Source organism: Silvimonas terrae, from assembly GCF_014202765.1.
GTDB lineage: Bacteria > Pseudomonadota > Gammaproteobacteria > Burkholderiales > Chitinibacteraceae > Silvimonas > Silvimonas terrae.
The window spans coordinates 730,632-753,006 of record NZ_JACHHN010000001.1 but is presented as its reverse complement, the minus strand read 5'-3'; the positions used below and the strand labels follow the sequence as shown (position 1 = coordinate 753,006).

Genomic DNA, 22,375 nt, shown 5'->3' with positions numbered 1-22,375 from the left:
GGCTCTTAAAGGGAAATATCCCGTTTCCAGAAAATGAAGTCGTACTGCTGCAGGCGATCTGCCTTGGCGCGGTACTCACCGCCGGCGGTCGCCACAACCATCTTGAACAGGTCTTCTGCCACTTCCGGCAGGGGCTTGCCTTCCACCACCGGGCCGCAGTCGAAGTCGATCATGTCTTTGAGCTTGGTCGCGGTTTTGGTGTTGGTGGCAATCTTGAGCACTGGCACGATCGGGTTGCCCGTCGGCGTACCCAGACCCGTAGAGAACAGCACCACGTTTGCACCGGATGCCACGATGCCGGTGACCGATTCCACATCCCCGCCCGGCGTGCACAAAAGGGACAAACCAGGCTTGCCTGCGTTTTCGCCGTAATCGAGCACCGAGACGATGGGTGATGTACCGCCTTTCTTGGCCGCGCCGGCAGATTTGATCGCGTCCGTAATCAAGCCGTCGCGGATATTGCCCGGGCTGGGGTTGGCGGCAAAACTGGTGCCCACCGCCTGCGCTTTGGCTTCGAAGTCGCGCATCATCCCCAGGAAGCGGCGCTTGTCGTCTTCGTTTTCGCAACGTTCGATCAAGCTGGCTTCTACGCCGCACAGTTCCGGGAATTCCGCCAGGATCGATGCCCCGCCCATGGCCACCACCATGTCAGAGACCAGACCCATGGTCGGGTTGGCAGAGATGCCCGAAAAACCATCCGAACCCCCGCATTTCACGCCAATCTTCAGTGCGGAGAGCGGTACCGGCGTGCGTTTGATCTCGTTGGCGGCCCGGATGCCCTTGAGCGTGTCCTGCAACACGGACTTCATCATGGCTTCTTCGCTATCCCACTGCTGCTGTTCAAAGATCAGACAGGGTTTATCGAAGTTGGCGTTTACCTTGGCCAGTTCTTCCTTGAACATTTTGATCTGGGCGTTCTGACAACCCAGGCTGAACACGGTAATCCCGGCCACATTGGGATGATCGGCATACGCAGACAGGATCTTGCACAAGGAGCGCGCATCAGCGCGCGTGCCACCACAGCCGCCAGCATGCGTGATGATGCGCACGCCATCGACATTGGGGAACGGGCGCGTCACGGCTTGGGCCGGCGCATCCATATCTTCACCCAGCAAAGACAAGGTAAACGCAGCCAGATCATTGGTGGCATAACCCAGCGGTTGTTCCAGTGCGTTACGCAGATGCTCAACGTTGCGGTTCTCACAGAACACCAGCGGGAAAATCAGCCAGTAATTGGCCGTACCAATGCGACCATCGGCACGCACCACGCCAGGAAAGGTTGCCCCTTGCCAGCCGGACATGTCGGGCGGAGTCCAGGTATAAGGCTGTGTCTGGGTGATTTCGACATCCGCCGCGTAGTGTTCCAGGTTCTCTGTCGTCACGGCTTCGCCACGGCGGATATCCTGCATGGCACGCCCCACCGGCACGCCATACAGGCGCAACAACTCGCCCTTGGCAAAGGCGCGACGTGCCAGCTTGTGCTTGGCGGCAACCGGTGTGGTCACCAGAATGGATTCGTTTTCCCAGGTGACAATCTCGCCCGAGGCCAGATCGGTCAGCGCAACGAGCATGTCGTCATCAGGGTGGATACAGAGCGTTTTTTGCATGGCTGCCAGTGTCTTCGTGAACCGGCTACCCACTTAAGGGCAGCCGGTGTGGATTACGTGTTATGCGTACGGATCAGAGCGCGAAATAACGCTTGGCGTTTTCGTAGCTGATATCGCGCACAATCTGTTCCAGTGCCGATTCATCGGCCGGATATTCACCGCCATCAACCCACTGACCCAGTTGGCGGCACAGTAGACGACGGTAGTAATCATGGCGCGGGTAAGAGGCAAAGCTGCGCGAGTCAGTCACCATGCCCACGGACGTACCCAGCACACCATGGTTGGCCAGCGTCACAAACTGCTCCAGGTTGCCGGTTTTGTGATCGTTGAACCACCAGGCCGGGCCAAATTGCAACTTGCCCGTGACGCCGCCGCCCTGGAAGTTGCCGATCATGGTCGAGAGCACATCGTTCATGTTCGGGTTCAGGCAGAACAGCATGGTTTTGGGCAACTCGTCGGTACTGTCCAGCACGTCCAGCATGGAAGCCAGACCAGCGCTGCAGCTCATGTCAGAGATGGAGTCGTAGCCGGTATCCGCACCCAGGGTGCCCAGCATGCGGGTGTTGTTGTTGCGCTGAGCGCCAATGTGCAAACACATGGACCAGCCGTGACTGGCGTAAACACGACCCATGGCGGTCAGGATGCCGCGCACATACGCGCCCAGTTCAGCGTCGGTCAGCAGATTGCCGGCCACGCGCTTCTGGAACAGTGCTTCCAGTTGCTGCTCGGTCGCCGGGACCACCGGCAGGGCGACGTCGACCGCGTGATCGCTGATACGCGCGCCTTGCTGATGGAAGAACGTGACACGGGCAGCCAGTGCCGCGATCAGGCTGGCAAAAGAATCCACCCTGGCGCCGGCCACATTACCCAGGTGCGCCAGATAATCGACAAAACCGGGATTGTTGATGCGCATGGCCTTGTCCGGGCGATAAGCCGGCAGCACGCGGGTCTTGAGCGCGGATTTGGCAATTTCCTGGTGCTGCAACAGATCGTCAGCCGGGTCATCGGTGGTACATGCGATTTCTACTTTGGCTTGTTCCAGCAAAGACCAGGTATCCATCGGGGCCAGTTTGGCGTTGGCTTCTTCCCAGATACGGCCGGCGTTCTTTTCGTTGATCAGCAGATCAATGCCGAAAATACGGCGCAGTTCCAGGTGGCTCCAGTGATAGATCGGGTTGCCGATAGCATGCGGCAGCACCTTGCAGAAAGCGCGGAATTTTTCTTCGTCGCTGCGATTACCGGTGATGAAGTCTTCGGTGACGCCGGCGCTGCGCATCAACCGCCACTTGTAGTGATCGCCCCCCAGCCACAGTTCTGCCACGTTGCGGAATTTTTTGCGGCTGGCGATTTCGCCCTGCTGCAAGTGAGAGTGGTAATCAATGATGGGCAGATCCGCCGCCACGTCGTGATACAGGTGACGGGCAGTTGCGGTATCGAGCAGGAAATCCTTGTCCATGAAAGCAGCCATCGCAGTACAACCTCCTAGCCTTTTTACGGTGTGTGTGAAGCGCATCCCCCTGTTTTGTTGAAGATTCAGGGGGCTGTCGATCTGATATATCAGAATTATGGGCTCTGATATATTAGCTACGCAAGCACTTTGTAGTGACTTGCCGACCTGCTACGTTTGCCATACGTCAAGAAATGTCCATAAATCGCAAAATCAAGGCGTGGCAACGCCAAAAAGGTGGAAGCCGCTCATTGCGCAGCCACTTTGTAAGAGGTTGCCAAGCCGCTACACCTGGTCTTGATCAAGGCCATCCGACAAAACTTCAAATCAAGGAACAAGTACGCAAAAAGGGCGGAACATGTCCGCCCTTTTGCCTTGCGCCACCACCGTGTTATTGACCGAAAATCGTCACGCTGCCCGCAATCGTTGCAGCAGTTGCAGTTTGCCGGTGGCCAGCGCCGTACCCAGCAAAATGACCAGACATCCAGCTGTGGTTTGCACACCCACCTGTTCATGCAGGAACAACGCGCCCCATGCCACACCAAAGACCGGAATCAAAAAAGTGACCGACATGGCATAGCTGGCACCCGTATGGGCAATCAAACGGAAATACAACACATAAGCCAGACCGGTGCAGACCACACCGAGGCCGATCACCGCCCACCAGGCACTGTCAGAGACAGCATGCTGCGGCCACCAGTACAGCGCACCGGGCAAGAGCACCAGTACAGAGAAAAACTGGCTAGCCCACGCCGTAAGCGGGGCCGGTAATCCAACGAGGTGGCGGCGCGAGTAGTGGCCGGCAAAGCCGTAAGAGAGCGTCGCCAGCAAGACGGCCAGGATCGCTAACGTCTGCGTACCCTGCCCTGCGCCAAGCTGGTCCCACACCAGCACCAATACCCCCGCAAGCCCCAGCACCATGCCCAGTATCTGATCACGGGTCAGGCTCACCTTGAGCCAGACAAAGGCAATCAGCGCGCCCCACAACGGTGTGGTGGCGTTAAGAATGGAATCGAGCCCGGCATTCACATACAGCGTGGAATATGCGAACAAACAAAAAGGCAGCGCCGAATTGGTCAGCCCGACCACCAGCAAGGGCTTCCAGTGGCTGCGTACATGCAGGCGCGAGGTAGCACTGAAGATAACCGGCAACAACACCAGCGCGGCAATTCCCACACGCAGCGCAATCAAGGGCACCGGGCCAAACTCGGACGAGCCCATCCGCATGAACAGAAAAGAGGCGCCCCAAATGGCGGCCAGCACCACCAGTTCTACTGCATTCATGGTTGATCAACTCCGCAGACCCGGCCCACGGCAAAAGACAGCGGTGACAGGTCTGCCAACAGGGTGGAAAATAGCCGGATTATGCGTCGGCCGCGGGCAAAAGCCGCAATGCCATTGCATGCATATATAGATAAGGCGGCCAGCGTTGCGCTACAGCTACAGCCAGTCTGACTGCCCCCAGGATTGAAGCACCCCATGTCACAGGTGGGACGACACTACCCCGTCATCCCACGAACCACCGGAGAATTACCCGATGAGCGATATCCGCCAGACCATTCAGCAGCGCGTATCCGACCTGCGCGCCGCGATGAGCCGCAATCAGTTCGACGCCTGGATTATCCCCTCCGCCGATCCGCATCTGTCTGAATATCTGCCGGACTACTGGCAGGGCCGTAAATGGGCATCCGGCTTTACTGGCTCGGTTGGCACACTGGTGGTCACCGATGATTTTGCCGGTGTCTGGGTTGATGGCCGTTACTGGGAACAAGCCGAAGCGCAACTGGCCGGCACCGGTGTCAAGCTGATGAAATTGTTGAGCGGCCAGGCCCAGCCACACGTGGACTGGCTGGCCGCCCACCTTAAACACGGTGCCCGCGCCGGAGCCGATGGCGACGTACTGAGCGTTGCCTCTGCCCGCGCTACCGCCAGCGCTTTGCAAGCCAGCGGCGTCAAACTGGAAACCGCCAAAGACCTGTTGAGCGAAATCTGGTCTGACCGCCCGGCCCTGCCCCAAGCAGCCATTTACGAACACGTTGCCCCCTACGCCGCCGTAAGCCGTGCCGCCAAACTGGCGCAAGTGCGGGAGGCCATGCAGGCCGCCGGCGCGCAGTGGCACTTTATCTCCACGCTGGACGATCTGGCCTGGATATTCAATCTGCGCGGGGCCGATGTCGATTACAACCCGGTATTCCTCGCGCATGCACTGATTGGCGCAGACAAAGTCACACTGTTTATTGATGAGCGCAAAGTCTCGCCAGAGCTGCAAGCCACGCTGGCCCAGGACGGCGTAGAGATTGCCGCCTATGACCAGGCCACGGCCGCCCTGGCCGCGCTGCCGGCCGGCTGTGCCACGCTGATCGACCCGGCCCGCACCACACTGGGCCTGATCAACGCGATCCCAGCCAGCGTGCGCCTGATTGAAAAGCTCAACCCGTCCCAACTGTTCAAGTCCCGCAAGACTGACGCTGAAATTGCGCATGTGCGCGAAGCCATGGCGCAAGATGGCGCGGCCTTGTGCGAATTCTTCAGCTGGCTGGATGGTGCGCTTAACAAAGAACACATCACCGAACTGGATATCGACACCCGCATCACCGCCGCCCGTGCCCGTCGCCCTGGCTTTGTTTCTGCCAGCTTTGGCACCATCGCCGGCTTTAACCAGAACGGCGCCCTGCCGCACTATCACGCTACGCCAGAGGCGCACTCAACCATTCAGGGTGATGGCCTGCTACTGATTGACTCCGGCGGCCAGTACACCGGCGGCACCACCGATATCACACGCGTCGTCCCCGTCGGCAAGATCACCGCCGATCACCGCCGCGACTTCACCACGGTCCTCAAGGGCGTCATTGCCCTTTCCCGCGCACGCTTCCCGGTTGCCATCCGGGCCGCCATGATCGATGCCATCGCCCGCGCCCCGATGTGGGCCGAAGGCGTGGATTACAACCACGGCACCGGTCACGGCGTGGGCTACTTCCTGAACGTACACGAAGGCCCGCAAAGCATTGGTTACTTCCGCGAAGCCGGCCCGGACACCGCCATGCAGCAAGGCATGATTACCTCGATCGAACCAGGCGTCTATCGTCCGGGCCGCTGGGGTATCCGCATTGAAAACCTGGTCGTCAACCAGGCCGCGCCAACCACCGAATTTGGCGACTTCCTGGAATTCGAAACGCTGACTCTGTGCCCGATTGACACCCGTTGCATCGAACGTAGCCAGCTCACCCAAACCGAGGCCGACTGGCTCAACCAGTATCACCAGACTGTCCGCGCCCGCCTGCAACCACTCGTATCCGGAGATGCGCTGACATGGCTGATTGAACGGACCGAGGCCATCTGAGGGGGAATTGCCGGGTGATGCCACCACACATTGCCCGGCGAGCCAACACAATGGCAATCTGCCCGGGGTACAGCGCAACACCTGATTTGGCCGGTGTTTCAAAGCCTTAGCAAAAAACTCCGGCACTGCGTTTACGAACCCGAAAACCCGTGTTAGTATTCGCACCCTCAAGTGTTGCCGGTGTAGCTCAGTTGGTAGAGCACCTGACTTGTAATCAGGGGGTCGCGAGTTCGATTCCTGCCGCCGGCACCAATGAATACGCAGTAAAGTGAAAGGCCCATGTCGATAACGACATGGGCCTTTTTCTTTTCCAGCTTGCGCAATACCGGCGTGAAGTGGCGTCATTGCGTCCGCTGCTGTCTCAACTGCTGATCCTGCATTTGAAGTTGTTGTTGCTGGATTTGCTGCTGTTGCAGTTGTTGTTGCTGCAACTGTTGCTGCTGTTGTTGCAACAACCGCTGTTGCTGAAGTTGATCTTGTTGTTGCTGCTGCAATATCTGCCGTTGTTGATCTTGCTGCAGAGACTGTAACTGCTGCTGCCCCTGTTGCTGATATTGCAATTGCTGGTTCTGTTGTTGCTGGATCTGTTGCAGTTGCTGTTGTTGCAATTGTTGCTGCCCGTTCTGGAACACGGGCGCAGCGCTGGCGCTGGCCAGGCAAACGGCCAGTAGCGTCGGCAGTATCAAGTAGCGGATGGACATGGCCGTTTCCTGTCTGGGTCGATGGAGATAGGACACCGCATCCACCCGCTTGTTGCGCCACCCGTGCTCAACGGCAAGGCTGCCTGCATCAATTTCAGCCGTTCCTTTCGTACTGGTGCCGGTTTTGTCTGACAAGATGAGTCTGTACGCCGCACATCTGCCCGAAACCACCGACTGTTTCTTGTAAATCGTCAAACCAATCAAGGCGTTGACGAATAGAACAATCCCATTATCATGGTTACGCGACCCGTCAGAAGACGGGCGAGAAACAAGTAGATAAACCGGATGATGGAGACTTGCATGACCCAATCTTTGTTCGCTCGCGGACAAGGCAAGCTTGCGCTTGCCGCTTTACCGGCCCTACTGGCCGCGTCCATGGCATTTGCCGCTTACCCGGCCTGGCAAGATGGCGGTACTTACACCGCTGGCACGATTGTTTATTACAACGGCCATGACTACCAAGCGCTGGTCAACCAGACCGATTACGCAGGCGCTGGCTGGAACCCGGCCTCAACGCCAAGTCTGTGGAAGGACCTGGGGGTAGATAGCGGCGGCGCGACACCAACGCCGACGCCGACACCTACCCCGGTGCCCACACCGACGCCGACACCAACCGCAGCACCCACACCCAATCCGACGCCAACACCCGCGCCATCAGGTAACTGTTATGCCGCGTGGAGTGCCAGCACTGCGTACAACAGCGGTGCGACGGTGAGTTACAACGGCGTGAATTACAAGTCCAATTTCTGGACGCAAGGCAACAACCCGAGCACCAGCAACGGTGCAGCCGGTTCAGGACAGCCGTGGACGGTTGTGGGCAACTGCAGCGGTGGCGCGACCCCTACGCCAACACCAACCCCCACACCAACGCCCACACCAACCCCGACACCCACACCCACACCCACTCCAACGCCAACACCAACGCCAACACCAACGCCAACACCAACCCCCACTCCAACACCGACGCCGACGCCATCCGGCAGTCTGCCCAAGCACATACTGGTGGGTTATCTGCACTCCAGCTTTGCCAATGGTTCTGGCTATATCACCATGGCCAACGTCTCTAACGATTGGGACGTGATCGCATTGGCCTTTGCGGATTCGGATACCAACGGCAATATCACCTTTACCCGCTGTCAGCCCAGCGAGTGCCCGAATGTAGAAAGCGACGCCGATTTCAAGGCGGCCATCAAGGCCAAACAGGCGCTGGGCAAGAAGGTCATTATCTCGGTTGGCGGTGCCAACGGCCTGGTGCAGTTGAACAGCGCTGCGGCAGTGACCAACTTCGTGACCTCGGTGGAAAAGATCATCGATACATGGGGTCTGGATGGCGTCGATATCGACTTTGAAAACCAGTCGCTGTCGCTAGACGCTGGCGATACCGATTTCACCGCCCCCAAAACGGCCAAGATCGTCAACCTGATCAGTGCGCTGACGCAAATCACCAGCCATTACGGTAGCAACTTTGTGCTGACCATGGCGCCGGAAACCTTCTTTGTCCAATTGGGCTACAGCTTCTACGGCCCAGGCCCAAGCGGTTCAGCCGACGCGCGTTCTGGTGCATTCCTGCCGGTGATTTACGCCATGCGCAACCAGCTCACGTTGCTGATGGTGCAAGACTACAACTCTGGCCCGATCACCGGTCTGGACGGTCAGTACCACACCATGGGTGGTGCTGATTTCCTGACTGCCATGACGGATATGGAGATTGCCGGCTTTGCAGTGGCCAATAACGGCGGCAAGGTGTGGCCAGGCTTGCGACCGGACCAGATTGCCGTGGGTATCCCCGCTACGGCCAATGCCGGCAACGGGTTCGTAGCCACGGCCGATGTCGAATCGTCGCTGGATTGCTTGATGAAGGGCACCAACTGCGGCAGCTACAAGCCACATCAGGTTAGCCCCACCCTGCGTGGTTTGATGACGTGGTCGATCAACTGGGATGTTTACAGCGGCTCATCGTTCTCGCAACCGTACCGGGCTTATCTGAACAGTTACGGACAATAAAAGCCTGCTACCCCGCGCAGTGCTAACGCGCTAAAGCCGCATCCCGCATGATTCATGGGGTGCGGCTTTTTTATGTCTTGTTATTGCTCGCGGCGAACGTCGCGCAACGCCAGTATCGATGCCCCAGACAACCAGTTCGGGCAAAAGATGACTTGATCAAACTTGGGGGTTTGTAGTCATTTTTGGCAAGTTACACACAGGCGTTGATATTTGTCATGCACACGCTGATTTACCGTAGCACTTGCATCCGCTTCTCCATACGATGCCTCGTAACCGACTGATATATCAGAAAGGTTATGCGCCCGCAGCAGCGCCGTTATGCGTTGTTCGGGTAGGCACCAGAATAAAAAATGAGGAGCCCCCATGACTACGACCCGAGCTATTCCCTTCCGTAAAGTACTGATTGCAACCACCCTGGCCAGTCTGCTGGCGGCTTGCGGTGACGGCAGCGAGCCCAATCCAAGCGGCGCATCAAACGACGTTGCTTCCCCCAAGGCTGGCACCGTTACCCCGACGCCTACACCCACGGCGACCCCCACGCCGACCGCGACGCCTACCTCAACGCCGACCCCAACACCCACAGCAACGCCAACGCCGACACCAACCGGTACTCCAACACCGACGCCCACGCCGACACCTTCCGGCCCGGTGACCGGTGCTTGTGGCGACACGATTGATACTGCCACGCTCAACAGTGTGTTTGGTGGCAGCAGCGGCGTTCTGGTGACGCCGCTCAATTTCCTGGGTGCGACCAGCGTTGCCGGCCCGAACAGCAGTAATTACCTGGTCGGACTTGCCAGCACAGGTGATGCGGCAACGGTAGAGAGCTTCACTGGCGGGGTTCCAAGCGGAGCCCCGGTTGCAGCCACGAGTTCACAACAATTCATTTGTGTCTCGCAGAATGGCTCAAGTTCGACAGTCAAGTACACATCTGACCTCGCGTCCGGTGCCAGCGCAGTAGGCAACCTGCAATTGGCTAAAGCCGTTACTGGCAATGCCTCCGTGTATTTCAACCTGCCCAGCTTGTCACAATTCAGCTTTGAGTATTTCCGGGCCGGTTCCAACGGGTATTCGCTCGACTACAGCTACGACATGACCAACTGGACCAACATCACCTCACAAACTCGCTCTTCTGCTTGCACGAACAGTGTTTGCGACGAACTCAACCTGATCACTACCGCCATTACCCGACCGGTTGTGTTGCGCCTGCAGAACACCAACGCCAGCGGCACCATGGTGATCCAGGGGTTGATGATCAAGCCCTGATGTTGATGCAATTGCCGGCGCCCCATGCGCCGACTGTAACTCGGGCCTGCCGCTTACCGGGCAGGCCCAAGAGGAATTGTCATGCCTGAAATCCGCAACAAATACATGTTAAAAACCTGCGCGATGCTTATCACGCTAGCGCTGGCCGCGTGCGGCGGCGGCGGCGGGGGCAGCGATGCGGCCATCAGCGCGCCAGCCAGCACAAGCCCAACCGCAGCGCCCACGCCCACATCCGTGCCGACGCCAACGCCAACGCCCAGCGTGGCGGACAACACCACGCTCTGGCCCACCAGCGCCCAGAACGATGCTGCGGTTCAAGGCAAAAAGCCCGCTTACCCCACGACTCTCTGTGCATCGATCCCCGCCACGCTCACGACAAATGCCAAAAACTTGCTGGACGATAGCGTCGACGCGGGTGGCACCAATTCCCAGCCAGATGCCAGCCGCATCCAGGCGGCCATCACCGCGTGTCCGTCAGGTCAGGCCGTCAAACTGGTTGCGGGCAGTGCGGGACAGAATGCCTTCCTCTCCGGCCCACTCACCTTGCCAGCTGGCGTATCGCTGTGGGTAGATAACGGCGTGACGCTGTTTGCCTCGCGCAAACCCTCGGACTATCAGATATCCGGCAAGAACACCTGCGGCCAGACTGCCAGTAGTGACAACGGTTGCCAAGCCTTGATCAACGCGGTGGCGGGCAATAACGGTCTGTACGGCCAGGGCACGATTGATGGTCGCGGTGGCGCGGTGCTGACCTCGGGCATCTATGCCAATACGCTGACCTGGTGGGATGTCGGCGCGCTGACCAAAACCATGTCCAGCGCCAATCAGAATAGCCCGCGCCTGCTGCAGGTCACGGGCGGCAGCAACTTCAGCCTGTATCAGGTCAGTTTGCAGAACGCGCCCAAGTTTCACGTGGTCGCCAGCGGCGTAAACGGGTTTACTGCCTGGGGTAACAAGCTCCAGTCCCCCACACTGGCTTACAGTGTGGCCGGGTATCAATGTGCCAGCGGTACAACACCGACGGTTTCGGGCTCCGCCAATATCACCCGCGCCAGTACCTGCTTCACACCTGACACCGTCAAGAACACCGACGGCATCGACCCGGGGCAGACGCAAAATGTGCTGATCGCGTTTAACCATATCAGCACCGGTGACGATGGCATTGCCATCAAGGCGCATACCACCGGGCCAGCCAGCGGCATCCAGATTCTGCACAACCGCTTCTATTACACTCATGGCATGTCGATTGGCAGCGAGACGGACTCCGGCGTCAATAACGTGACGATCAGCGATATGGTGGTTGATGGTTACGATGCAGGCGCCACCAGCGGCTTCCGTATCAAGACCGACGATAGCCGCGGTGGTGAAGTCAAAAATGTCACCGTGGACGGGTTATGTGTGCGCCGCGTGCAACAGCCGCTGTTGATCGATACCTACTACGGTAATGCATCGGGCTCCAGCAACCAGCTGTACCCTAACGTGCACGACATTACGATCCGCAATGTCCGTTACCTCAATACCACCGGCTCAGTGTACAACGGAGCCAGCGCAGCGATTGGCGTACGCGGTTATCAGTCCCAGGGACAAACATTGCCGGCGTATAACATCACGCTAGATAACGTGGTGTTTGACAGCACACCGTCGTGGGTTAGTACCGGCATGGCCTATGCTATCCCCTCTTACGGGACCATCAGTATGGGGGCCGGCCCCGTCTCGTTTGCCAGCTTGTTGACCAGCGCGTCGGGCAACAATGCGTTCACGGTTACTGACAACCGCAGCGCCAGCGCAGCTGCCTATGACTGCAGCGCGGCGTTTGTCAGCTTCCCGTCTGGCAAATCGCCAATCTGATTCACGCGGTACCCAACGCACACGCAAAGAGCCACGTCTGTGGCTCTTTTTTTGTCTATCCGCACCGCGCTTTCAGTCTCAGTGGAACGTCGCTGTAGTATTCCGGCCACTCGCTACAAATCACTTGCCAATCAATGTTTTATACCGTCATAATTCTGATATATCAGAATGAAAACAGTATCCGGGATTCGTCACCGGACAGGCCTTCTCCTGGCACTGTTTTCTGAAGCCGGCGCATGCTTTCCGGAAACTCCGTTTGCGCCATGTGCAATACCAGAACGACACAGGCAGGATAGTCATATGGTTACTGCGATCAGCATACCCGTGAAGCGGACATTGCCTCAGCGGCAATGCAATAATTGCAATGTGCGTGATATTTGCCTTCTGGCCAATGTCACACAACAACGTCATGAATTAACCGACAACGCCCCACCAACAGTCAATGTGCGGACCATCTCCATCCGCCGTGGCGACCGGCTTTATTCCCAAGGGCAAACCGGATCGGTTTATGCGGTGCGGCTTGGATTCTTCAAAACCCGCATTCTTAATTCGCACTTGCGCGAACAAGTCACCGGCTTTTACATGCCCGGTGCGCTGGTGGGGGCCGATGTCCTCGCACTGGGGCAACATGGCGACGACGCCGTTGCGCTGGAAGACGGTGAAGCCTGCGAGATGGCCTGCACCTCTCTGGTCGGCCAGGCCCAGAAAAACAACGATACCCGTCACCAGTTGCAGCGTATCCTGGGCCAGGAAATCAGCCGTTTGCACCACACCACGCAACGTTTGCGTGACACCGTCGCGGTGCAACGCGTTGTCGGTTTGTTGCTGGATCTCTCTGATGCGTTTGCCTTGCGGGGTTATTCTGCCCGCAGTTTTTTGCTGAGAATGACACGCAATGAAATGGCCAGTTATCTGGGTTTGTCGATTGAAACGGTGAGCCGGATTTTATCCCGTTTGCAAAATCACGGTTTATTGCAAATTCAGGGCAAACTGGTCAACCTGACGGATACCAAAGCACTGCAAGATATTCTCGAACAAAATGGCAACGTGGCTGGCATTGATTAGCCGCATTGATTGCGATTAAATAAAATGGCGAATGCATAAATGCAATTCGCCATTTTTGTTGCTATGTACAAATAAAAACCAGATTGTATTTAAAACACGGGTTCAACAATTACAATTGAAAGCGTGAAACCGATTGCCGCAGGCCGCTTGCCAGTTGTTGCAATTCCTGCACATTTTGCGTGGCAATTTGTACCGATGCGGCAGAGCCTTCCACCATTTGCGCAATTCGCTCCACGTTGACTGCTACGCTATTGCTGGCAACGCTTTGTTCCGAAGCCGCATTGGCAACATCGCGCACGCGCTCCAGGTTGGCGTTGGCATCCTGACTGATTACCTGGAGCGAACGTGCCGCCTCGCCCGCCATCTCGACACTGCCCGATACGCGCGGCGTGACCGCGTGCATGCTGGTGACCACTTGATCCGTATCGCTGCGGATCGCATCCACCATCTGACCAATGCGGCCGGTGGCCTGCGAGGTCCGTTCCGCCAACTTGCGCACTTCATCTGCCACCACAGCAAAACCCCGGCCGTGTTCGCCAGCGCGGGCGGCTTCAATAGCGGCGTTCAGTGCCAGCAAGTTGGTCTGATCGGCAATTTCCTTGATTTCGCCCGATACGCCGCCGATCTCGCGGGACCGCTCCACCAGGCCGGCAATCAGGTCGGATGCGGCATTCACTTCACTTAGCAACCCGTTGATCTCGGACGAGACCTTGCCCACCAGTGTTTCGCCTTCTCCGGCCAGCAAGGTGGTGCGGCTGGAGTTCTTTTCCGTTTCGCGGGCGCTGTGAGAAATCTGGTCGATGCTGACCGACATCTGTTCAATGGCCGCCGCAGTAGATGCGGTGGCATCCGACGATTGCCGCGAGGCATGGCGGATTTGTTCAATCTGGCTGGTCAAGTTGGATGCCGCTTGCGCCAGTGCCTGAGCCCCCTGCTGGATGCCTTCGATCATGCTGCGCAGACTTTGCTGCATGGTGGCCGTGGCACCCAGTAAAGAGTCCGGGCGACTGCGGCTGAACTGGCTCAAAGAACGGGTCAAGTCGCCGCCGGCAATGGCGCGGGCCACTTCAGCGGCATAATCTGGCTCGCCACCCAGTTGGCGGTAGATATGGCGTGACATGACAAATGCAAGACCGGTGACCACAATCAGGCACAGCGCGCCAATCAGTACGAAATGCCAGGCCAGTTGCCAATAGGCCCGCTCGATATCATCGACAAATACACCAAACCCCACCAGCCAGTTCCAGCCGTCGATACGGGTGACGCCATTGATTTTGGGTACCAGCACATCGGTACCCGGGCGTTTGGTCATGTCGTCAAAGAAGGCGTAGTCCGTATCACGCAGGCGGAACAGGTATTCCTCAAAATTGGTGCGCCCGCTGGCCACTTTGGCGCCCCAGTCCACCTTGCCGATCACGGCCGGATTGGGGTGCACCAGGCCAAGCGCATCGGCGGTTCTTGCCCACAGATAATTCTTGCCATCCCGCAGGCCGGACAAAGCCGCAATGGCCTGGGCCTGTGCAGCCTGGTGATCAAGCTTGCCACTTTGTTCCAGCGACTGGTAATACGCCACCTGATGGCGGGCCAGACTCAGTACCGCCTGAATTTCATCGCGGCGGTCCGCTAGCATGTTGGCGTGCAAGGTGTGCAACGCTACCGCCGAAACAATGATCAAACCCAGTACTGCGCTGGCCACGATCAGGCCCAGCCGGGTAGATAATTTCATGATGACAAGCTCCATGAGTAAGAAATTTCGGGCATCCCGGGTTACCAGTAGGGACCGGGCTGCCGCTGATCCGGCAGGTGCGCAATAAAGTATTCCGGGCGGTGCATCCGGGCGATCTCCAGGACCGGCAAGACCTGATCCAGGTGTTCACGCATGGCACAGGCGGCTTGTTCGGCTTCGCCCGCTTCCAGCATCGCCACCACATGGTCATGCTCTGCCACCACGACATCCATCCGCCCAGGCATGGGCAGGGTGAGCCGGCGATAACGGTCTATCTGCGTTTTGGCCTGCTGGATCATGCGCCACACCCCGGGAAACCCGGCAATCTCGGCCAGCGCTTCATGAAACTCTTCATCCATCCGGTGGAACCTGACAATATCCGCAGCCGCTACACAAGCCAGTTGCCCGGTCAGCGCGTGGCGCAAGCGGGCGATGTCTTCTGGCTTGATACGCAAAGCCGCACGCTGGACGATGGCCACTTCCAGCGCCGTGCGTACCAGCATGGCTTCACCCAGCCGGTCCAGTGGAATGCGCGAAACATAAGTGCCGACCCGCTGCGTGACTTCAACCAACCCCTCTTCCACCAGACGGCGTACCGCTTCATGGACCGGGGTGCGGCTGGTTCCGTGGAGGACCGCAATTTCTTTCTCGTTAATCCGGGCGCCCGGCAGCATCACCATGTCCACAATCTGTTGCCGCAGCGTCTGGTAAACCCGCATGGCAGCACTCGGACGTGAACTGTCCGGTGCTGCGCTGGCGGCATCCAGCAACGCTTCACTAACCGCAAAAGCATCTTCAATACGCAGGGTGGTCCCGGGTTGCGCTTCGTGCATCGTGGTTTCCCGTTATCTTTTTGTGGGGTTGTATCGGGTTATATGGATTGGGCGATTCTGCTGTACCTGACTCAGGGCATGGCGCTGAGGGGAATAATGGCGCCGGGATGCTGGATCACCGCGCCAGCCAGCTTGTGGGCTGCCTGCATGGCTGGGCCTGGCGCCAAGCCTTGCAAACGTGCCGCCAGATAACCTGCGGCAAACGAATCCCCTGCTGCGGTGGTGTCTACCACCGGGGTCACCGGTACCGGCGCGACTTCCAGTCTCAATGCGTCTGTAGCAACCACGCTGGCCGCCCCGCCCCGCTTGATCACAATTTCAGCCACACCCAGCGCGCGGGTCCGGGCAATGGTGGTTTCCACATCAGCCTCGCCGTATAACGCGACTTCATCGTCCAGCGTGAGCAGTGCCAGACTAGAGAGCGACAACATACGGCGATAGCTCGCAGCGGCCACCGCCGGGCTCTCCCACAGACGGGCGCGGTAGTTGTTGTCGAACACGATCATGCCGCCCCGCGCCTTGCACTGAGACAACACGTCAAACAGCGTGTCGCGGTCTGCGGGCGTCAGGATGGCGAGAGAGATGCCGGAGAGGTACACCACGTCCGCTTCCTGCAACGCGGCCAGCACCTGTGGTGTCTGCGGTCCATGCAGCCAGTAACGTGCCGCTGCGTCTTTGCGCCAGTAATGAAAGGTGCGCTCGCCCGTATCATCGGTTTCGATCAGGTAGATACCCGGCAGCTTGTCGGCAAGGCGTTGTACCAGCTGCGTGTGGATGCCCTCGGCTTGCCAGGCCGCCACCATTTCATCGGACAAGCTATCCGTGCCCAGCGCGGACAAATACGCCACCGCAAACGGCCGCCCCTTGAGCTGGCGTGCCATATAGACCGCCGTGTTCAGCGTATCGCCACCAAAGCGGTACGCCAGCCCGCCCGGTTGGCGTTGTAGTTCAACCATGCATTCGCCAATGATGGCAATGGTCTTGTGGGCTTCAGAGCGGGCGGCATCCATCAGATGTTTCCTTTGGCGTAACGGGCAGCCATGGCATCCAGGCTTACCGGTTTGATCCGGCTGGCCATACCGGCAGCGCCGAAGGCCTCGTAGCGGGCAATGCAGATATCACGCATGGCTTCTGTGGCCTTCCCCAGATATTTGCGCGGGTCGAATTCATCCCGATGCGTGGCAAACGCACGGCGAATCGCGCCCGTGGCAGCCAGACGCAGATCGGTATCGATATTGATCTTGCGTACACCGTGGCGGATGCCTTCGACAATCTCCGGCACAGGTACGCCCCAGGTTTCAGCGATGTCGCCACCGTGATCATTGATGGTTTTCAGCCAGTCTTGCGGGACGGAAGAACTGCCATGCATGACCAGATGGGTATTGGGCAAACGTGTGTGAATCTGGCGGATGCGATCAATCGCCAGCGTGTCGCCAGTAGGTGGCTTGCTGAATTTGTAGGCCCCGTGGCTGGTGCCAATGGCAATGGCCAGCGCATCGACCCCGGTGGCGGCGACAAAGGCTGCGGCTTCTTCCGGGTCGGTCAGCATCTGGCTGTGATCCAGTGTGCCCTCTGCACCGACGCCATCTTCCTCACCCGCCGAGCCGGTTTCCAGGCTTCCCAGGCAACCCAGCTCCCCCTCGACCGAGACCCCGCAAGCGTGGGCAAAGTCGGTTACGGTCCGGGTGACGTGGACGTTGTAGTCGTAATCTGCCGGCGTCTTGCCGTTATCCAGCAACGAACCATCCATCATCACTGAGGAGAACCCCAACTGGATGGCGCGCTGGCAGATCGCCGGGCTGGTGCCATGATCCTGATGCATGACGATGGGCAGGTGGGGAAACTCCTCAATCGCTGCCAGAATCAGATGGCGCAGGAACGGTGCCCCCGCGTAGGCGCGTGCGCCCGCTGAAGCCTGGACGATCACCGGACTATCTGTACGGTCGGCGGCCAGCATGATGGCGCGCATCTGTTCCAGGTTATTCACGTTAAAGGCCGGCAGACCGTATTGATAGTCGGCGGCGTGATCCAGCAACTGGCGCATGGATACCAAAGGCATAACAAAACTCCTTCTACCCGCACGCCTCAGGCCTGCGGGAAATCATTGGGTCAGTACTCAGTCCACAAATTGCGCAGCGCATCGACAAGGTCAGGCAGCGGTCGGCGGACGTGATGGTGATAGTTTTCCAGGCGCTCGACTTCCTCGCGCGAACCCAGCATCACCGGTGTGCGCTGGTGCAAGGCATGGGGCTGGATCTCCAGCACGCGCTGCTGGCCGGTGCTGCTCATGCCACCAGCTTGTTCCACCAGCATGGACATCGGGTTGGCCTCATACAGCAGCCGCAACTTGCCAAAGCGGCTGACTTCGCGCGCATCTTGCGGGTACAGGAACACACCACCGCGCAGCAAAATGCGGTGTACATCTGCCACCATCGCGGCGACCCAGCGCATGTTGAAATCTTGCTGGCGCGGACCGTTGGTACCGGCCATGCACTCTTGCACGTAGCGTTTGACCGGGCTTTCCCAATGGCGGGTGTTGGCCGTGTTAATGGCAAATTCGCGGGTGCGCGCCGGAATGGACATGCGTGGATGTGTGAGCACAAACTCGCCGCTATCGCGCTCCAGCGTAAAGCCGTGCGTGCCATCCCCCGTGGTGAGTACCAGCATGGTGGCTGGGCCATAAATGGCATAGCCGGCGCAAACCTGTTCGGAACCCGGCTGCAAAAAGTCAGCCTCGGTGGCTGGCGCGCGGGCGCTGGGGCATTTCAGGATGGAAAAGATCGTCCCGACCGGCGCATTGATGTCGACATTGGATGAGCCATCCAGCGGATCAAACAGCAGCAGGTACTGGCCTGCGGTGCGCTCCTGGCTGGTGCGGCTGATGCGGGCCATTTCTTCAGACGCCACGGCCGCCAGCGCAGTGTGCGTCTGGGTGCCCTCCATCATCAAATCGTTGGCGATGATGTCCAGCTTCTTCTGTTCTTCTCCCTGCACGTTGTCGACACCCGCGCTCCCCGTCGTGCCCACCAGCGCACTGCGATCTACTGCAGCGGCAATGTCGCGGCAACACATGGCGACCTGGTGGATCAACTGGTACAACGCAACCGGATGGCGGTCGTCAGACGCGCATTCTGTGGCAATGAAAGTGGAAAGATTGATACTCATGAATCACCTTTCTGGCCGTGCCACGCTCAAGAGCGCAACGCTGCCGTGTAAATTCTGGAAAGCGCTTGTGGCGAAAGCGAAGCGCGACCGACCAGGGCACCGTCCACATCTGGCATGGCAAACAGGGCCGCTGCGTTATGCTCGTTGACGCTGCCGCCATAGAGCACGCTGATCTGCGCCGCGGCGACCGGGTCGGTCTGGGCAAGGCACGCGCGGATAAAAGCGTGCGCAGCCTGTGCTTCATCCGGCGTCGCGGCGTGACCGGTGCCGATGGCCCATACAGGCTCATACGCCACCACCACCTCCCGCCAGCCCGGTATCTGCACCAGATGGCGTAACTGCCGACCCAGAATGTGCTCGGTCAACAAGTTGTCGCGCTCCAGTTGGCTTTCACCAATGCACACTACGGGCGTGATCCCGGCATTCAGGCACGCTTGTGCCTTGGCGGCGGTGAGCTGGTCGCACTCCAGATGGTGCCGGCGGCGTTCTGAATGCCCGACGATGGCATACCGGCAGCCAACTTCTGCCAGCATGCGGGCAGACCATTCACCGGTCCGCTCACCGCCAGAGAGTTCAGCCACGTTTTGCGCACTCATATCCAGCCTGGTGCCCTGCGCCAGACGCCGAATCTCACCGAGATAAGGCGCGGGTGGGCACAACACCAGTCCAACCTGAGGTGTCACCACGTCCGCCAGCACGCTGACGGTTTCCAGACATAAATCCAGATCGCCATGCATCTTCCAGTTACCAATCACCAACCGCTGGCGGGCGGGCGGGATCGGCAGCACATTGGCCGCTTTGTTCGGGCTTCTTGTGAAAGCCGACAGCGGTCCTTTTTTCATCTCAGCCATTTCCTGTCCTGTAGGGGCTGTCAAAAACGCTGCAAATGGCTATGCGATTGGCATTGCTACCAGCATCGCTGACCGGATCCGGCTGCAGTCCTGCCTGAGTACGGATCGGGTCAACAAGCTGTGAATACTGAAATACTGGAAAAAACCTCCCGGCCAGGCCGGGAGGTTGAAGGACATGCCGTCAGGATTGGACGGCATGCCGGTTGCACTGGATTACTGCGAAGCCCAGGTGGAACCAAACAGGTTGGATTGACCAATGGCCGGGAAATCAACAAAGGCGTTGCTGCAATCCACCACCTTGGTGGGATCAACAGCCTGCGTAACCTGACCATTCACCACCACGTTGTTGGACGGGTCAGCAAAGATCGGCAGGTTGACGCCCTTGATGGTCAGGTTGGCATCAGACATCGCGCTCATGGTGATTGCGGTACCGCTATCAGCCACCACGTTGTTCAGCGTCATAGTCAGCGGGTAAGCCGGGTTACCAAAGCCGCCGGTATTGGCTGCGAAACCTTGCAGCTTGGCGTTGGAGGTGCCCAGGATACGCACGTTGTTCAGCGTGATGTCGTGGAAGTTCGGGTACAGCGGGCCAGCCGTCGGCAATGCCTTGGTGCTGTAGTACGGGGTAAACAGCAGGGCATTCTGGGCGTTCTTGATACAAATGTTGGTGTAGGTAATGTTGCTGACCTCACCGCCGCGAGCGTAGTCGGACTTGATGCGCAGACCTTCTTCCGAGTTCTCGAAGGCATTGTCATACACCTGCACATTGGTCACGCCAGAGTTGGTTTCGCTACCGACCGAGATGCCATGACCCCAGTAGATATGGTTGTGGGCGATGATGATGCCCCACTTGCGGTCAGAGCGAACGTCACGGTTACCATCGATGGCGAACAGACCAGAACCGTTACCGCCCGGAGTCGGGTTGTTGCTGCCCTTCAGCGCAATATCATCGTCACCCGTGCTGACATAGTTGTACGCAAACACGAAGTTCTTCAGATAGCCGTCAAAAGAGATCTTGCCGGTGCTGGAGGATGTGGTGGTCGAGGTGACTGCAGAAGCACCCGAGCCCGTCGTTACGCTATTGGTGCCGCCCGTAGCCAGTGCAACTTGCGTAGCCTTGCTGGCAGAACCCGGGTCAAAGGCGTCGGTGTTCTTGACGTTATCTTCAGTGAAGGTGGCGCCGGTATACAGCGGATTACCGTTACCTGCCGGGTTGGCAAACGCGGCCAGAGTCGGGGTTTGTACCTTCACGCCCCAGATGGTCAGACCATCAACACCACTCGGAACCACGTGGAAGTTGGCGCTGTTGTTCAGGGTAATGCGATACAGCGTCAGGTTCTTGGCGTAGTTGAACACCATCATGCGGAAGTTGGACTGCGAGCCGGTACCGGTCGTGCCGTTCTGCACCATGTTGCCCAGATAAGCCAGATCCCACCAGGTCATGTTGCGGGCGGAAGACTTGGTATCCACGATCGTGCCGCCGTTGTCGCAAGACGTGCCGTTGGCCGCTTGTGTACCGGTTGCATAGGCCGCATAGGTGTTGGAGCAGCTCATGTCCACTTTCATCAGCGGATAGAGTTTGTTGGACGTCACGATTTCCGAATAAGCACGGCTATCGATACGCCCATCGCCCATCACGGCCGAGTTCACCATATTGGTACCGTTGATCAGCGCCAGACAATTGCTGGAGCTACCGGCCTTGGTGGCACTCACTGCGGTATTGGCACAGTATGTGGTCGAGGTGGGCAGATACGTCATGACATCGCGTGAGGCGTACAACGTCACGCCCTTATCAATCCACAACGTCACCCCCGACGGCAACGTCAGCGGGCCGCTGATAAAGCCGTTGGAGCCATCTGTACCCTGGCTGACCACAAGGCGCACCGCAAACTTGGATGCCTTGTACTGCGGCTTGGCCAGTTCTTCACCCGAAACGCCGGCGATGTTCACCGGTTGAGCGCCTTTGTTGGCGGTCACTACGGTCACACCGGCCAGTGTTTGCGCAGCGGTAGCCGCCGCGTCAGCAGCCTGAATCTTGGCACCGACTTCCGCATCAACCGATGCGCCGCAAGCGTTCAGTGCCGCCTGGATACGGGCCTGGTCCGGGTTGCTGGTGGTCGTTGCCACGCCCGCACCGGAGGTTGACGGATCAGCCTCTGGCGGCAGCGAGCCATCCGGGCGGCTGACGACGGGCACCTTGTTCGTGCCAATCGTGTTGGGCTGCGCATACAGCGTGGCGCAAACCTGGGCATCGGTCGGCAGGCTGGGTTCCGCCGGCAGGTTGGCGTCATAGCTGACGGTCCCCACCTGGAACGGCTTGTCAGACGAATAGCTGTTGGCATTGGCGTTATCACCGCCGCTGCCACCGCAGGCCGTCATGGTGATGGCTGCGGCCATCACGCAAGTCAGGACCGCCGCCCCTTTCCAGTGCTGCATAAGTGCTCTGGATGCATTTATTTTCATGGTTGACTTCTCCGGAACTCGGGCACCTGCAACACACAGGTCCCCATTTGTTCATCATT

16 protein-coding genes and 1 tRNA gene are annotated in these 22,375 nt (G+C 58.7%); 6 read left to right on the top strand and 11 right to left on the bottom strand.

Going from position 1 to position 22,375, the window contains the following annotated elements; all coding sequences use genetic code 11:
* Positions 1 to 5: 5 nt before the first annotated feature.
* From HNQ50_RS03100 to HNQ50_RS03090, 3 genes are all read right to left on the bottom strand, one after another.
* Positions 6 to 1,607 carry a UxaA family hydrolase gene (locus HNQ50_RS03100; RefSeq protein ID WP_184097437.1) on the bottom strand — a complete coding sequence of 534 codons (1,602 nt, stop codon included), beginning with the start codon at positions 1,605 to 1,607 and terminating at the stop codon, positions 6 to 8.
* Positions 1,608 to 1,680: 73 nt separating this feature from the next.
* Complete coding sequence (gene uxaC / locus HNQ50_RS03095) at positions 1,681 to 3,075, bottom strand: glucuronate isomerase (protein ID WP_184097435.1); 1,395 nt, start codon at positions 3,073 to 3,075, stop codon at positions 1,681 to 1,683.
* A 387-nt stretch (positions 3,076 to 3,462) separates the two neighbouring features.
* Positions 3,463 to 4,338 (bottom strand): DMT family transporter, encoded by an 876-nt coding sequence (locus HNQ50_RS03090; RefSeq protein WP_184097433.1) that lies wholly within the window; start codon positions 4,336 to 4,338, stop codon positions 3,463 to 3,465.
* A 253-nt stretch (positions 4,339 to 4,591) separates the two neighbouring features.
* On the opposite strand from HNQ50_RS03090, the gene HNQ50_RS03085 reads away from it, so the two are divergent.
* Positions 4,592 to 6,394, top strand: a complete 1,803-nt coding sequence (locus HNQ50_RS03085) for an aminopeptidase P family protein (RefSeq protein ID WP_184097431.1) — start codon at positions 4,592 to 4,594, stop codon at positions 6,392 to 6,394.
* Between the two features lie 176 nt (positions 6,395 to 6,570).
* Positions 6,571 to 6,646: transfer RNA gene (locus tag HNQ50_RS03080), tRNA-Thr, on the top strand.
* Positions 6,647 to 6,735: 89 nt separating this feature from the next.
* Here the strand turns inward: HNQ50_RS03080 and HNQ50_RS03075 are convergent.
* Entirely contained in the window at positions 6,736 to 7,425 is a 690-nt protein-coding gene (locus HNQ50_RS03075) for a hypothetical protein (RefSeq protein WP_184097429.1), read from the bottom strand.
* Here HNQ50_RS03075 and HNQ50_RS03070 point away from each other — a divergent pair.
* The 4 genes from HNQ50_RS03070 to HNQ50_RS03055 all read left to right on the top strand — a co-directional run bounded on the left by HNQ50_RS03070 (position 7,396) and on the right by HNQ50_RS03055 (position 13,278).
* Complete coding sequence (locus tag HNQ50_RS03070) at positions 7,396 to 9,099, top strand: chitinase (RefSeq protein ID WP_221302965.1); 1,704 nt, start codon at positions 7,396 to 7,398, stop codon at positions 9,097 to 9,099. The two genes, HNQ50_RS03075 and HNQ50_RS03070, sit on opposite strands and share 30 nt — an antisense overlap.
* 363 nt (positions 9,100 to 9,462) lie before the next feature.
* Positions 9,463 to 10,365, top strand: a complete 903-nt coding sequence (locus HNQ50_RS03065; protein ID WP_184097425.1) for a hypothetical protein — start codon at positions 9,463 to 9,465, stop codon at positions 10,363 to 10,365.
* An 81-nt stretch (positions 10,366 to 10,446) separates the two neighbouring features.
* Entirely contained in the window at positions 10,447 to 12,213 is a 1,767-nt protein-coding gene (locus HNQ50_RS03060) for a glycoside hydrolase family 28 protein (RefSeq protein ID WP_184097423.1), read from the top strand.
* 366 nt (positions 12,214 to 12,579) lie between these two features.
* A complete protein-coding gene (locus HNQ50_RS03055) occupies positions 12,580 to 13,278 on the top strand; it encodes a helix-turn-helix domain-containing protein (RefSeq protein WP_184097421.1) in 699 nt (232 codons plus the stop codon).
* A gap of 109 nt (positions 13,279 to 13,387) precedes the next feature.
* Here the strand turns inward: HNQ50_RS03055 and HNQ50_RS03050 are convergent, their stop codons facing one another.
* The 7 genes from HNQ50_RS03050 to HNQ50_RS03020 form a co-directional block, all read right to left on the bottom strand.
* Positions 13,388 to 15,004 (bottom strand): methyl-accepting chemotaxis protein, encoded by a 1,617-nt coding sequence (locus tag HNQ50_RS03050; RefSeq protein ID WP_184097419.1) that lies wholly within the window; start codon positions 15,002 to 15,004, stop codon positions 13,388 to 13,390.
* Positions 15,005 to 15,045: 41 nt separating this feature from the next.
* On the bottom strand, positions 15,046 to 15,837 hold the full coding sequence (locus HNQ50_RS03045; RefSeq protein ID WP_184097417.1) for a GntR family transcriptional regulator: 792 nt from the start codon (positions 15,835 to 15,837) through the stop codon (positions 15,046 to 15,048).
* A 71-nt stretch (positions 15,838 to 15,908) separates the two neighbouring features.
* Positions 15,909 to 16,847: a 2-dehydro-3-deoxygluconokinase gene (gene kdgK, locus HNQ50_RS03040; RefSeq protein ID WP_184097415.1), complete on the bottom strand. Its 939-nt coding sequence runs from the start codon at positions 16,845 to 16,847 to the stop codon at positions 15,909 to 15,911.
* Entirely contained in the window at positions 16,847 to 17,896 is a 1,050-nt protein-coding gene (fba, locus tag HNQ50_RS03035; protein ID WP_184097413.1) for a class II fructose-bisphosphate aldolase, read from the bottom strand. Before fba ends, kdgK begins: the two co-directional genes overlap by 1 nt.
* A gap of 50 nt (positions 17,897 to 17,946) precedes the next feature.
* A complete protein-coding gene (locus tag HNQ50_RS03030; protein ID WP_184097411.1) occupies positions 17,947 to 19,002 on the bottom strand; it encodes a class 1 fructose-bisphosphatase in 1,056 nt (351 codons plus the stop codon).
* 26 nt (positions 19,003 to 19,028) lie between these two features.
* The gene (tpiA, locus tag HNQ50_RS03025; RefSeq protein ID WP_184097409.1) at positions 19,029 to 19,844 is read right to left on the bottom strand and encodes a triose-phosphate isomerase; all 816 of its coding nucleotides are present in this window, start codon (positions 19,842 to 19,844) and stop codon (positions 19,029 to 19,031) included.
* A 222-nt stretch (positions 19,845 to 20,066) separates the two neighbouring features.
* Positions 20,067 to 22,316, bottom strand: coding sequence for a glycoside hydrolase family 28 protein (locus HNQ50_RS03020; RefSeq protein WP_221302964.1), 2,250 nt, complete (start codon positions 22,314 to 22,316; stop codon positions 20,067 to 20,069).
* Between the last annotated feature and the right edge of the window lie 59 nt (positions 22,317 to 22,375).

What these genes read in the sequence shown, in the direction of transcription:
- HNQ50_RS03100 (WP_184097437.1), bottom strand. Translation starts at nt 1,607, where the DNA reads ATGCAAAAAACGCTCTGTATCCACCCTGATGACGACATGCTCGTTGCG.
- uxaC (WP_184097435.1), bottom strand. Translation starts at nt 3,075, where the DNA reads ATGGCTGCTTTCATGGACAAGGATTTCCTGCTCGATACCGCAACTGCC.
- HNQ50_RS03090 (WP_184097433.1), bottom strand. Translation starts at nt 4,338, where the DNA reads ATGAATGCAGTAGAACTGGTGGTGCTGGCCGCCATTTGGGGCGCCTCT.
- HNQ50_RS03085 (WP_184097431.1), top strand. Translation starts at nt 4,592, where the DNA reads ATGAGCGATATCCGCCAGACCATTCAGCAGCGCGTATCCGACCTGCGC.
- HNQ50_RS03070 (WP_221302965.1), top strand. Translation starts at nt 7,396, where the DNA reads ATGACCCAATCTTTGTTCGCTCGCGGACAAGGCAAGCTTGCGCTTGCC.
- HNQ50_RS03065 (WP_184097425.1), top strand. Translation starts at nt 9,463, where the DNA reads ATGACTACGACCCGAGCTATTCCCTTCCGTAAAGTACTGATTGCAACC.
- HNQ50_RS03060 (WP_184097423.1), top strand. Translation starts at nt 10,447, where the DNA reads ATGCCTGAAATCCGCAACAAATACATGTTAAAAACCTGCGCGATGCTT.
- HNQ50_RS03050 (WP_184097419.1), bottom strand. Translation starts at nt 15,004, where the DNA reads ATGAAATTATCTACCCGGCTGGGCCTGATCGTGGCCAGCGCAGTACTG.
- HNQ50_RS03045 (WP_184097417.1), bottom strand. Translation starts at nt 15,837, where the DNA reads ATGCACGAAGCGCAACCCGGGACCACCCTGCGTATTGAAGATGCTTTT.
- kdgK (WP_184097415.1), bottom strand. Translation starts at nt 16,847, where the DNA reads ATGGATGCCGCCCGCTCTGAAGCCCACAAGACCATTGCCATCATTGGC.
- fba (WP_184097413.1), bottom strand. Translation starts at nt 17,896, where the DNA reads ATGCCTTTGGTATCCATGCGCCAGTTGCTGGATCACGCCGCCGACTAT.
- HNQ50_RS03030 (WP_184097411.1), bottom strand. Translation starts at nt 19,002, where the DNA reads ATGAGTATCAATCTTTCCACTTTCATTGCCACAGAATGCGCGTCTGAC.
- tpiA (WP_184097409.1), bottom strand. Translation starts at nt 19,844, where the DNA reads ATGAAAAAAGGACCGCTGTCGGCTTTCACAAGAAGCCCGAACAAAGCG.
- HNQ50_RS03020 (WP_221302964.1), bottom strand. Translation starts at nt 22,316, where the DNA reads ATGAAAATAAATGCATCCAGAGCACTTATGCAGCACTGGAAAGGGGCG.